Here is a 12,482-nt window from a genome sequence, read left to right on the forward strand (position 1 = left end):
GGCGCTTCATGAAGTGCTGTGAAGTGCTGCGCCATTGCGCAAAGGCACCCTTGGCGTTGAGGCGGCTGTGCGTCTCCGATGCTTGCCGATCCTGTGCGGTCAAACGGCAAGATTGCCGATGGACCAGGAAACACCGGTATCGAAGTTCGCCTTCAACTCGTCCGCAGCATGTTCCAGCTCGGTCAGAAACATTTCCGTTGCGGCTGCCATCGCATAGCCGGTGCGCTGATAAGCGCAGCTGTGCAGCAGCGAACCTGCATCGTGCAACGCACGCCAGCTCAGACGCTCAGCGGCCATGTCTTCCGCCACATTGTCCGGCAGCATGAAGGCCAGTGCCTGGCCGCTTGCCACTAGGCGCCGGGCCATGGGGATGCTGCTGGTCTCCACCATCGGCTGGATCCGGCTCAGCGCACCGTCGCCCAGACGCTCGAGCATGCTGCGCAACTCCATGTCGGGAGTCATCATGATCAGCGGATAGGCCAGGCAGTCACGAAGACGCAGCAGCCGCGGCCGCATGCGCAGAGGGTGGTCCGGAGCCATCACCACGCCCAGGGGCTTTGCCCAGGAGCGCATCTCCTCGACACCGGCAGGAGGTGTTCGGCGCAGGCAGTAGGCCACATCGATCTCGCCCTGAGCCACATGGCGCAGCAGCTCTTCACCGATTCCGGCACGCACGCTGAAGGTGATATCGGGATAGCGTTGATGCATTGCCGCAATCACCTGAGGCACGAGGTATTCGGCCGTCGCGTGGGGAACACCCACGCTTACATGCCCATGTCGCAAGGCATTCAGATCTTCGACCTGGGCCAGGGCATTGTCGAAGTCTCGCTGACTGCGCCTGACTGCTGCCAGCACGATCTCGCCCGCCACCGTCAGCTGCATGCCTCTGGGCAACCGGTCGAACAGAGGCTGACCGACCTGCGCTTCGAGATTGAGGATCTGCTGGTTGACCGCTGCGGCGGTCAGGTGCAGCGTCGCCGAGGCCTTTCGCACCGAGCCTCGGCGCGCCACCTCGTCAAAGCATCGAAAGGCCTGTGAAATCGCTGGCATGGGCTGAGTGTAAAGTTTTTTCTGACATCTATTAAAAAACAATCAGCTATTCCTGACGCTCCTGAACTTCTAGAGTGGCAGCCATCAATCCCTTCTGTCACAGAAAGAACCCCATGGCTACCACCGTTGACCAGGTCACTCAACGCCGACGCGGCACAGGTCTCATCGCTCATGACAGCACTCTCAGCGCTGGCGGCTACACATTGATCGCCCCCCAGACGGCCGATGGGCATGTCTACCTCATAGATATCCACGGTCAGGTGGCGCATGAGTGGAAGCTGCCTGTGCGCGCCGGCCGCCACGCCGTCATCCTGCCTAACGGCAATCTCGGCTACAACGGCAACCATCGTGAATCGCCTGATCTTTACGCACCCTGGTCCATGTGGCATGGCGGTGATTTCTACGAGGTCAGGCCCGACGGGGAGGTGGTCTGGCGCTATGAAGACCCGACACACCACCATGACGCACAGTGGTTGCCCAACGGTCATCTGCTCTATGCAGCCTGTGCCCCTGTTCCACAGGGCTTTGCCGAACGGGTGCCCGGCGGCACCTCCCTTGCTGCTGACGAGCTGATGTACGGCGATGTGATCCGGGAAGTGGACCGCACAGGTCGATTGGTCTGGGAATGGAAGGCCTGGGAGCATCTGGAGCCTGAGGACTTTCCCATTCACCCGGGTTTTGGCCGCTATCACTGGCCCCTGGTCAACGGCCTCGGGATGGCGGCCGATGGAACAGTGCTCATGAGTCTGCGCACGACCTCGGGAATCATTGGCGTGGACAAGGCCAGCGGCAGGGTGAAGCTGCATATCCCACCTTCGGTGGTCTCGCACCAGCATGCTCCGGTTGCGCTGGCAAACGGCCATGTCCTGACCTTTGACAACGGCAACTTCCGCCAGGGAGCCCATGTGGCTTTCTCGCGTGTGCTGGAGATAGATCCTGTTTCCCACGAGATCGCGTGGAGCTACCAGGACGAGATGGTCAACGCCTTCTACACCGCCTTCATGGGCAGCGCGCAACGTTTGTGGAACGGCAACACGCACATCACGGAGTCGGCCACGGGGCGATTGTTTGAGGTGACGCCGCAGGGCGAGCTGGTATGGGAATTCATTCTGCCCTGGTTTGGCGAGTACCCCGATGCCGCTGCACGCCGCACAGGCCCGGGGCGCTTGAACACGGTGTTCCAGACATGGCGCTACCAGGCAGAGCAACTGCCTTGGCTGCCCCGCTGAGCCATTCCAATCCCAGCAGAAAGATCATCATGCAAATACGACGCAGACAGTTTGCAGCCTGGGCGCTGGGCGCCCCGCTGCTGCAGCAGCTATCACTGGCAAGCCAGGCTGCTGCCCAGCCCTGGCCTGCCCAGGCACTGACGGTGGTAGTTCCCTTCGCGCCCGGAGGCAGTGTGGATGTGGCCGCCAGGCTGGTGATGCCGCGTCTGGCTGAGCGCCTGGGCCAGCCCGTGATCATCGAGAACATGGTCGGAGCATCGGGGACCATTGCAACGCAGCGTGTCATCAAGGCCAGACCCGATGGCTATACCTTGCTCTTCGGTGTGGCCAGCTCGGTGCTGGTCGCACCCATGATCTCGCCGACAAAGTTCCGCTACGACGGTCTGCATGAGTTGAAGCCCGTGGCACCCGTGGCCTCTTCGGTCTTTGCGTTTGTCGCACGCCCGGGCCTTGCTGCAGGCAGTGCGGACGATCTCATTGAACTTGCGCGCCAGAAACCGGGGCGACTGACCTTGGGCACCGATGGCATCGGCACCAGCCTGCACCTGACGGGGGAGCTGATTCAGCAAATGTCCGGTATCGATCTGGTACATGTTCCCTACAGGTCTGGTCCACAGGTGCTGACCGAGCTGGCAGGTGGTCAGATCGACCTTGCCGTGCTGCCTGTTGCGCTGGCTCAGCCGTTTGTCCTGGAGGGCAAGGTCAAGGCACTGGGCGTGACATCCCGCCAGCGCCTGGCCACGTTACCTCAGGCGCCAAGTCTTTCGGAGACACCGGCCCTTCGCAATCTGGAGGTCGAGGCCTGGCAAGGCTTGCTTGCTCCCGCTCATACAGATGCCCATATCGTGAAGCGTCTGGCCGATGAAATCGCGATCCTGCAAGCGGACCCCGAGATGGTCAGAAAACTGACGGAAGCGGGCTTCAAGCCCATGCGCATGGGGCATCCCCAGTTCCTGGCCTATCTGGAGCAGGAGAAAAGAGTTCTGGAGAGCACCATTCGCAAAGCCAATATCCGAACAGACTAGTCAGTGCGAAGTCGCATCATGGTCTGACCAGGGTCCATGCGGCCATGAAAGCCAGGAGTCGGGCCAGCCACTAAAATCCCGCGCCATGCATAACTCCCACGATCCCAAGGTTCTGCCCGTGCGCGATGGCGTCAGCCCCAGCTGTGTGGTGTTGCCCTCCCAGGGCGAGGGGCTGCTGATCGACTTTCTGTGCGAACGTCTGCCTGTCGTCGAACGCGCAGACTGGCTGCGCCGCATGGCTGCCGGTCAAGTGGTCAGCGAAGCGGGACACAAGGCCGGTCCGAATGCTGCATTCATGCCGGGGCTGCGCTATTACTACTATCGCGAACTGGAGGCCGAGCCAGAGATTCCGTTCGCGGCTGAAGTCATCCATCGCGATGCACATCTGCTCGTTGCGGACAAGCCGCACTTTCTGCCTGTGGTGCCAGCCGGCCACTATTTGCAGAACACGCTGCTGGTGCGGCTCAGGCGCGAGTTCGACCTGCCCGAGCTGTCGCCGATTCATCGCATCGACCGCGACACTGCGGGGCTGGTGGTGTTTTCGGTGCAGCGCGCCACACGTGGCATCTATCAGGGGCTGTTCAGGGACAGGGCGATTCACAAGGTCTACGAGGCCGTGGCGGCTTACCGCGCGGAGCTGAGCTTTCCGCGCGAGCACGCGAGCCGCATGGAGGAGAGTGGGCATTTCTTTCGCATGCATGAGGTCGCGGGCGAGCCCAATAGCCGCACCCTGATGGAAATCATCGAGCACAACAGTGCCTGGGCGCGCTACCGGCTCAGTCCGGTTTCGGGCAAGCGCCATCAGCTGCGTGTGCATATGGCGGCGCTGGGCCTGCCGCTCCGGGGCGATGCCTTCTATCCCGTGGTCAATGATCCGGAGCCGGGCGACTATTCCAGGCCCTTGCAACTGTTGGCTCGCAGCCTGGCCTTTGATGATCCTCTGACTGGACAACGGCGCGAGTTCACCAGCCAGCGCAGCCTGCAGGCGCTGCCGCGCGACTGAGCGCAGTCTTGCCCGACCCTTGCCAGGGCAGGGGAAACGCCGAGCTCTGCAATTTATCGGACAAAACTGTCCGATAATTGGCGCCATGTCCACCACCCGTCCTCCATCCGCCGAACGCCGCGCCCAGTTGCTGGACGCGGCCGATGCCGTGTTTGCCGAGCATGGCGTGACCGCACCCCTGGATCTCATTGTCGAGCGTGCCCAGGTGGGCCGTGCCACGCTGTATCGTCAGTTTCCGGACCGTCGCGCCATCATGTTGGCGCTGCTGGAGCGCTCGGTCGAGAAGACCCGCGCCGCCGCAGCCGCCTGGCATGACGACGACCAGGCCTTCTTCAAGCTGCTGGCTCTGGTGGGCGAGCGCATCGCCGTCTCCGCCACGCTGGTGGACTACTGGCGTACGGTGGACCAGAGCGATGCAGAAGTCATTCATGCGCGCCAGCAGATGTGGCTGGTGTTCGAAGAGCCCATGAAGCGTGCGGTGGCCAAGGGCCTGTGCAAGCAGGCCTTGAACGCCAAGGATCTGTCCCTGGTGTTCGGCATGCTGGGCGGTGCCCTGCGTGGCGAAACACCTGCCCAACGCAAGCAACTGGCGCGTCGTGCCTTGCAAATCATTCTGGACGGAATCAAGGCCTGAGGTTTATGAGTCAAGCTGCAGCACAAGCCAGTGGGGCTCAAGCCAATCAAGAAGGCCCGAAACCTCCCAGCAGCCAGGCTTCAGCTTCTCCAGCCATTCCGCAGGGGCCCGTCATCCTGCTGCGCCGCCCGCCGGACTGGGCCGAGCATGAAAAGCCCGCGCTGCCCGGCTCGCCGGCCATGCCCCATCACGAGCCCTGGATCCGCGTCTGCTATGGGCTGATTGCGGTCCTGGTCGGGCTGACCGGCGGTCTGGGCAATGCCTTGTTCACCGCAAATCTGCCCACGATTCAGGGACAGCTGGGGCTGACCTCGGTCGAGGCTGCCTGGCTGACGGGCGCCTACGTCATGTTCAATATGACGGCCAATCTGCTGGTCTACAAATTCCGCCAGCAGTTCGGCATGCGCCTGTTCACCGAGATCGGCCTGGGTTGCTACGCGGCGCTCAGCGTGCTGCATCTGCTGCTGGGCAGCTACGACAGCCTGATTCTGCTGCGTGCGGCCAGCGGCCTGGCAGCGGCGACCTGCTCCTCGCTGAGCACGCTCTACATGCTGCAGTCGGCACCGCGCACCTATGTGCTCAAGATGCTGGTGATCGGCGTGGGCGTGGTCCAGCTGGCCACGCCGCTGGCCTGGATTCTGTCGCCGGGTCTGCTCTATAACAGCGAGTGGCACAACCTCTATCTGTTTGAAGCTGGCCTGGCGCTGATGTCCTTTGCCGCCGTGGTGCTGCTCAAGCTGCCCTCGGGCCTGTACATCAAGACCTTCGAGAAGCTGGACTTCGTCACCTTCAGCCTGATGGTGCCGGGTCTGGGCCTGTTGATTGCGGTGCTGGTCCAGGGCTACTCGCGCTGGTGGTTCGATACGCCGGGGCTGGCCTGGATGCTGGTGGCGGCGATCGCGCTGCTCAGCGTCGCGCTTTACATCGAACACCATCGTGCCAACCCCATGTTCCACACGCGCTGGTTCGCGCAGATGCCGACGATCCGTTTCGTGATCGGAGCCATCTTGCTGCGCTTTCTCACGGCCGAGCAGAGTTACGGCGTGGTTGGGTTGATGCGCACGCTGGGCATGACATCCGACCAGATGCAACCGCTATTCATGGTAATTTTGCTTGGAACGATTATAGGTATTGCGCTATCTGCTATCACTTTTGGTGTTCCCAATATGGGCAAGCAGATTGTGGTGGCGATTGCACTGTTTGCCGTGGCCGCGTTCCTCGATCACCACCGCAGCAGTGTGGACCGTCCTTCGGACTTTTTCTTCAGCCAGTTTCTGCTGGCGGTGGGCTCGGGTGTCTTCATGGGCCCTCTGATGCTGACCGGCATCATCCAGGGACTGAAGTTCGGCGCCAACCACATGCTCACCGCCGTGGTCACCATCTCCATGACCCAGGCCATGGGCGGTTTGCTGGGTTCGGCCTTGCTGAGCACTTACCAGACCTACCGCGAGCAGATCTACTCCGTGGCCCTGGTGGCGCAGATAGACCCGACCGACCCCGTGGTGGCCGAGCGGCTCAAGATACAGAACCAGATCTACGGCAGGGTGACGCCCGATCCCGCCATGCGCGCCAACCAGGGAGCGCTGCAGCTGTCGCAGATCGTGCGGCGTGAAGCCAATGTCAGGGCCTATAACGATGTGTTTGCGCTGACGGCCGCCATCGCCTTGCTGTATCTGCTCTGGAGCCTGGGAGCATCAGCGCGCGTGCGCCAGGCTGCCGCCATGGTGCGCGCCATGACACGGCAAAGCGGCAACCAGGTGGCGGCAGCCGCCGGGACCGACGGTACGCCTCAGCGCGCACCTTCGGTGGCGCCGGTTGCAGAACCTGGGGCAGCGAGCGCTCATGAGCCCGATGTATCGCAGCGTGTCACGGTGGTGGTGCAGCCCACGGCCACCGATGCCTATGGCGATGTGGAAGAGGGCGCTCGGACCGAATCCGCCAGTCCGGCGCGGACCGTGGTGATCGAAGGTTCCGAGGCCAGGCGGCTTGCCGCCGCCGCGCAGGCGGCCGAGACCCGTGAGCAGGCCGTGCTGGCCAGCCGCGACCCTTTGCAGGACAACGCCCAGGCGCTCGAGCTCGAGGCCGAGCTGGAGCAGGAAATCGACAAGAACGCCCGCAGCAGCCCTGCGGCCGGTGATGGCGGTCGGGGTGGCTCCGGTCACCAGGCAAGGAACTCAAACCGATAACAGCAAGAGATTGAGCATGAGCGACAGTCAACAACCCCATTCCCCCGCCGCATCTGCGGCGACAGCTGCCCCTTCACCCGCTGCAGCATTGCCTCCCACGCCAAAGAAGATCAAGCCTTCTTTGAGCAGCGTGCTCATCATGCTGGTCGTGGCCCTGGCAGGCATGCTGCTCGTGTTGCGGGCCTGGAATCTGTGGCCTTTCAACAGCTCTGTGGTGACCACGGACAATGCCTATGTGCGCGGTGCCGTCACCGTGCTGGCACCGCAGGTCAATGGCTACGTGACCGAGGTGCTGGTCAGGGACTACGAGCAGGTCAAGGCCGGCCAGCCGCTGGTGCGCATCGATAGCCGCAGCTATGAAGCGGCCGTCGCCCAGGCGCAGGCGCAACTGGCCAATGCACAGGCGCAGCTGAGCAATTCCGAACAGACACAGGCCCAGAACCGTGCCACGCTGAGTGCCAGCCGCGCCGGTCTGGCTGCCGTGGAGGCAGAGGCCCAGCGCTCGCAGGCGGAGCTCAAGCGTGTGCAGGAGCTGGCCGAGCGAGGCTCCGTGTCTCTGAACGAACGCGACAAGGTGCGCGCCACCTCGCGCCTGGCAGCGACCAACGTGGCCAAGGCCCAGGCCGACATCGCGATCAACCAGGAAAAGATCAAGGCCACGACCGTGGGCCGTGACTCTCTCAAGGCCCAGGTGCAGATGGCCGAGGCGCTGCTGCGCCAGGCACAGATCAATCTGGACAACACGGTGGTTCATGCGCCCAGCGACGGGCAGGTCAGCGAGGTATCGGTACGCAAGGGCCAGTATGTGGCGGCCGGTACGCAGCTCATGTATGTGGTGCCGCCCACTTACTGGGTGGTGGCCAACTACAAGGAAACCCAGACCGCCCGGGTGCAGATCGGCCAGGCCGTGAGCTTCAGCGTGGACGCGCTGGGCGGCTTGCGCCTCAAGGGCCATGTGCTGGAGATTGCGCCAGCCACAGGTTCGGAGTTCAGCGTGCTCAAGGCCGACAACGCCACGGGTAATTTCACCAAAGTCGTCCAGCGTCTGCCCATCAAAATCGCCATCGACGAGGGCCAGGCCGATGCCGCGCGCCTGCGCCCCGGCATGTCGGTCATCGTGCGCCTCGATACTGCACAAAAAGTAGAGCATTCAGCGCAGACCTCTCAAGCGATTGAGGCCGATTTGGCTCAAAAATCTCAAGCGCCCGCAGTTTCCGCATCCGAGCAGGCCAAGCCATGAAGAACGCCTTCCATACCGTGCGTGCCTTGCCACTGGCGCTTGCATTCCTGATGGCCGGCTGCAGCGTGCCCAGTTTGACCCGGGCTCCAGACAGCGCCCAGCCTGCAGTGCCTGTCAGCTGGAGCTCGGACCAGGCCGCAGGCGCTGCCGATGCTGTCCAGGCCGGCTGGTGGCAGGCCTTTGGCGATGCGCAACTGAGCCGCTGGGTGGAGCTGGCGCTCGAGCGCAACAACGATGTGCTCACCGCCGTGTCCCGGGTGGAGGAGGCGCGCGCGAATCTCGATGTGGCGGGCTCGGCGGCTGCGCCTCAGCTGTCGCTTAGCGCACCGGGCTCGGCCAACCGCAGCCTGAGCGCGCGAACCGGCCAGATGGTGCATGTGCGTTCGGCCCAACCTGTGCTCCAGGCGAGCTGGGAGCTGGATCTCTGGGATCGCCTGGGCAGTCTGAGCCGGGCCGCCGATCGGCGTCTGCAGGCCAGCCAGGCGGATCGCGACGCGGTACGCCTGACGGTGGCCGCGACCGTGGCGCAGGCCTATATCGCCCTGCGCTCGCTGCAGGCCCAACTGGCCGTGGCCGAGGACACAGTGAAGTCGCGCGAGGATGCGGTGCGTCTGCTCACCGACCAGGTGCGTGTGGGCTATATCTCGCAGCTGCAGCAAAGCCAGGCGCTGGCCGAGCTGGAAAGCGTGCGGCAATCGGTGCAGCAGCTGTCTCTGGCGCTGCAACGCCAGCGCATAGCGCTGATGCAGCTGGTGGGCGGAAGCGGTGATGACCAGGCACAGGCCCTGGCACGTACCACATTGAGCGCCCATGCTGGGCTCGAGTCCATGAGCTTGCCTGCCATGCCTGCACCTGGCTTGCCGTCGAGCTTGCTGGAGCGCCGCCCCGACATTGCACGGGCCCAGCTGCTGCTGGCGGCCAGCGACAGCAATCTTGCGGCACAGCGTGCGGCCTTTTTGCCGCAGGTGAGCCTGAGCGCGAACTTCGGCAGCCTGTTTATCAACGCGCTGGATTACAACCCGGCCCGGGTCTGGTCGCTGGGCGGCAGCATTCTGGCGCCGCTGTTCAACGGCGGTCGCCTGCAGGGTCAGTTCGATGCGGCATCTGCCCAGCGCGATCAGGCCGCCTACGCCTATCGCGGTGTGGTCATCAAGGCCTTTGGCGATGTGGAAACAGCTCTGGTCAGCTCCCAGCAACTGCAAGCCCAGTGGGAGCACGCCAAGGAGCGCGAAAATGTGCTGGGTCGTACCCTGGGCTTTGCCAAGGATCGCTACGAGGCCGGCTACGCCAGCTATCTGGAGGAGCTGGACGCCCAGCGCAATCTGTTTGCCGTGCAGCAGGACGTGCTGCGCCTGCGTCAGAGCCAGCTGGAAAACGCCGTGGCGCTGTACCAGGCGCTGGGGGGCGGCTGGCAGCTGGCGGATACGGCCGCCCCGCAACCTTGAGTTCGAGTCGAAAGCTCCTGAAAAGTGAGCGTTTTTCGCTTGTCTGCTATAGGCTCAAAGGCATATTGAAGTAATACCAAAGGCCGGCAGCAGCCAGTGCCAGCACCAGCAGCCATAGATACAGGCCTTGTCCTCTGGGGACTTCGCCCGGTGATGGCGCTCCGGGCTGAAAGCTGCTCGGGACGCTGGCCCGCACCGATTGTCGTTGCAGGATCTGCCAGTCCAGCGCAATGCCATCCATGGCAGCATCGATGTGGTCCTTGGCCTGGGCCAGACCCAGGCCCGTGGCGTCGCGCAGCAGCTTGATGGCTTCGATCTTGTTGCCGCGTGCCATGGCGTCTTCCACCTCGGCCCTGGTCTCTGCGGGCACTGCGTTTGCGCCGGACAGCAACGCCTCTATGGCCTTTGCATGATCGCCGCTCACGGTGACGCTGGTGGTGGTACTGCCATTGACCGTCGTGGTGGTGGTCTTGATGGAAGAGAAGGAGCTGCGGGGCACGGTGTCGGCCCGATTCAGCTGGTCCAGCAGCAAAGTGGCATCCTTCATGCCCAGTTTGTCCAGCTGCTCGCGCAATTGCTGCATGGCCTGCGTCTGCTCTGCTGCGCCATGCTGGACAAAGTCCGGCTCGTCGCTGGCTTCCAGCAGGTCTTTGGCCTCCTTCAGACCCAGCCCGCCTTGCTCGCGCAGCTGTTTGATGGCTTCGATCTTGTGACCGCTTTGCCATTGCTTGAGGATTTCTGCAGGAATCTGTGTGGGCATGAGCGGCTCCTTATGGTTGTGGCTGTTGAACTAGGCGTCAGCCGCAGTCCACCTGCAGATGGCTGAAGTCCCTGGCGTGCAGCCTGGCATTCTCGATAAAGGCCATGAGCCTGGCGCCGTCCTGCCAGCACCAGTGGAATTCCTCGTGCGACTGCAGCGTCAATAGCGAGCGCCAGTGCGAACTGCGGGGGTGTTCCTCGGCCTCGGGCGTGGGATCGTAGCCCAGGCTGTCCCAGGAGGGGCGGCCCAGCAGATAGTCGCGAGGCAGATCGCCGCTTTCTTCAAGTCCATGGAGCCAGTCCTGGAGTTCATCGAACTCCACTGGCCAGTCCTTGCGCAGCTCCTCGTGACGAGGAAGGTCTATGCCGTTTTCAAACTGCAGCGCACGGCTTCCCGTGACCCACTGATGGGGAGCCTGGATTTCATGCATGCCGCTGGTGTCCGGCCAGTAAAAAGCCTTGAGATAGTCCTGGTCGCGCCAGAAGATGGCGTCGTCCTCGTCAAAGCCGTGGAACAGCGACAGAAGGCCACTGGCCGGCAGCTCTGCAGGGCGGCCGGGCCCGCCCGGGAGCTCGGCGAAGTTGATCTGTCCGACAAACAGGTAGTGGCCGTCCGGATGCTCAGGCCAGACAAAGCCCGCGGGCACCATGGGCTGGCCGCCAAAGCGGCTTTGCAAGGGCTCTCCCATGGTGGGGCCCAGGCGAATGGCGACGGCGGGCTGGGCCAGATTCAGGAAGTATTGCTTGTGCGCCTTCAGCAGTGGCGAGGCATCCAGGTGTTTTTCAAGCGTTGTGAAGTCCATGAAGCTTGGGGCAGTGAGTTTGCCGGTCATTCTGACCCAGACAGCGGCCGGGCCTTGCCAGAGACCGTCCGCCAGATGCAACAAAACGTCTGTTCCCGACCAGCCCAGGGGCGGCAAGTGTGCAGTCTCATAGCTGCATGCGAAGGTATTCGTCGGAGCGCAGGCGAAATCGGTTCAGAGTTTCCGAGGAACTGCTGCACGAAACCGAAACCGGCCTGTCCAGCTGGTCGGTCCATGCTCTGTAGGTACGCAGTGCCATGGCGTGCAACTGGTCTATGTGTTGCGGCAGTCGGTCCAGGATCTGGGCCTCGCTTTGTGCGGCCGGACCCCGGGCCTGCAGCAGCTCGTCATGGCCCTCGCCGCACCATTGACGCACGCTGTCTGCGGTCACTTCCAGATGGCCTTGAAACGCCCATTGCCGGCCGTGGACAAAGCCCTTGTTCAGGCAATGCTGTCCGTACATGGTGCGCCTGGCGGCCGTCGGAATGTCGAATGTGTCGTAATGCCAGTTGAAGATGGTGGCTTGCGCGGGCAGGTTCATCAGTTGCTGGGCGTTGGGGGTGATACGGACTTCGCTCCAGCCTATGTTCGGGCAGGGGTTGCGCCATACGCGTGCGCCCATGGCGCGGGCCAGCATCTGCGCGCCAAAGCAGTGGCCCAGCACGGGGATGTCGTACTGCAGGGCACTTTGCAGCAGGCAGCGTTCTTCATCGATCCAGAGCAACTGCTCGTTGGCGCAATGGTTGCTGCCCAGCACGATGATGCCGCGATAGTCGCTCGCATTGGCCGGGGCCGCGCCTTCGGCACAGGGATCTATCAGCACATGGTCAATCTCTTGCTGGCGCAGATGGTCGAGCAGGATGCCGGGGCCTTGCGACGCTTCGTGCTGGAGGATGGCGACGGGCTTCATGGGAGACGGGCTTGAAGGGCAAGCCGGTTGTTGCGAAGCCTTGAATCTAGAAAATCAGGCCTCAAGCCCTGGTATGGATTGTGGCTGCTGCTATCAAGATTGCATAAAGAAAGACAGCTCGGCCCAGCGTCATCCAGCTTTCCAATTTCCGTCAGCGTGCCATACTGGGCTGCCGCCGCCCGGCTGCAGCGGCCTCTA

At 63.1% G+C, this 12,482-nt stretch carries 11 protein-coding genes; 7 read left to right on the top strand and 4 right to left on the bottom strand.

Annotated features, from left to right (window positions below):
- Positions 1–99: 99 nt before the first annotated feature.
- Positions 100–1,050, bottom strand: coding sequence for a LysR family transcriptional regulator (locus MPZ60_RS11860; protein WP_034352495.1), 951 nt, complete (start codon positions 1,048–1,050; stop codon positions 100–102).
- Positions 1,051–1,163: 113 nt separating this feature from the next.
- Here MPZ60_RS11860 and MPZ60_RS11865 point away from each other — a divergent pair, with 113 nt between their 5' ends.
- From MPZ60_RS11865 to MPZ60_RS11895, 7 genes are all read left to right on the top strand, one after another.
- A complete protein-coding gene (locus tag MPZ60_RS11865) occupies positions 1,164–2,279 on the top strand; it encodes an aryl-sulfate sulfotransferase (protein ID WP_034352497.1) in 1,116 nt (371 codons plus the stop codon).
- A gap of 29 nt (positions 2,280–2,308) precedes the next feature.
- Positions 2,309–3,304 carry a tripartite tricarboxylate transporter substrate binding protein gene (locus tag MPZ60_RS11870; RefSeq protein WP_034352596.1) on the top strand — a complete coding sequence of 332 codons (996 nt, stop codon included), beginning with the start codon at positions 2,309–2,311 and terminating at the stop codon, positions 3,302–3,304.
- A gap of 85 nt (positions 3,305–3,389) precedes the next feature.
- Positions 3,390–4,307, top strand: a complete 918-nt coding sequence (locus tag MPZ60_RS11875; RefSeq protein ID WP_034352501.1) for a pseudouridine synthase — start codon at positions 3,390–3,392, stop codon at positions 4,305–4,307.
- Positions 4,308–4,392: 85 nt separating this feature from the next.
- Entirely contained in the window at positions 4,393–4,941 is a 549-nt protein-coding gene (locus MPZ60_RS11880; protein WP_034352504.1) for a TetR/AcrR family transcriptional regulator, read from the top strand.
- A 5-nt stretch (positions 4,942–4,946) separates the two neighbouring features.
- Complete coding sequence (locus MPZ60_RS11885; RefSeq protein WP_034352507.1) at positions 4,947–7,127, top strand: MFS transporter; 2,181 nt, start codon at positions 4,947–4,949, stop codon at positions 7,125–7,127.
- A gap of 16 nt (positions 7,128–7,143) precedes the next feature.
- Positions 7,144–8,367 carry an HlyD family secretion protein gene (locus MPZ60_RS11890; protein ID WP_034352509.1) on the top strand — a complete coding sequence of 408 codons (1,224 nt, stop codon included), beginning with the start codon at positions 7,144–7,146 and terminating at the stop codon, positions 8,365–8,367.
- Positions 8,364–9,812, top strand: a complete 1,449-nt coding sequence (locus MPZ60_RS11895) for an efflux transporter outer membrane subunit (protein ID WP_034352511.1) — start codon at positions 8,364–8,366, stop codon at positions 9,810–9,812. Before MPZ60_RS11890 ends, MPZ60_RS11895 begins: the two co-directional genes overlap by 4 nt.
- Before the next feature lie 46 nt (positions 9,813–9,858).
- Here MPZ60_RS11895 and MPZ60_RS11900 read toward each other — a convergent pair whose 3' ends face one another.
- The 3 genes from MPZ60_RS11900 to MPZ60_RS11910 all read right to left on the bottom strand — a co-directional run bounded on the left by MPZ60_RS11900 (position 9,859) and on the right by MPZ60_RS11910 (position 12,284).
- Entirely contained in the window at positions 9,859–10,572 is a 714-nt protein-coding gene (locus MPZ60_RS11900) for a ribosomal protein L7/L12 (RefSeq protein WP_034352513.1), read from the bottom strand.
- A 37-nt stretch (positions 10,573–10,609) separates the two neighbouring features.
- On the bottom strand, positions 10,610–11,374 hold the full coding sequence (locus MPZ60_RS11905) for a YwqG family protein (RefSeq protein WP_034352600.1): 765 nt from the start codon (positions 11,372–11,374) through the stop codon (positions 10,610–10,612).
- Between the two features lie 127 nt (positions 11,375–11,501).
- Complete coding sequence (locus MPZ60_RS11910; protein WP_034352516.1) at positions 11,502–12,284, bottom strand: type 1 glutamine amidotransferase; 783 nt, start codon at positions 12,282–12,284, stop codon at positions 11,502–11,504.
- Positions 12,285–12,482: the final 198 nt, after the last annotated feature.

The sequence above is a fragment of the Comamonas sp. 7D-2 genome, from assembly GCF_022749555.1.
Taxonomy (GTDB): Bacteria; Pseudomonadota; Gammaproteobacteria; order Burkholderiales; family Burkholderiaceae_C; genus Comamonas; species Comamonas thiooxydans.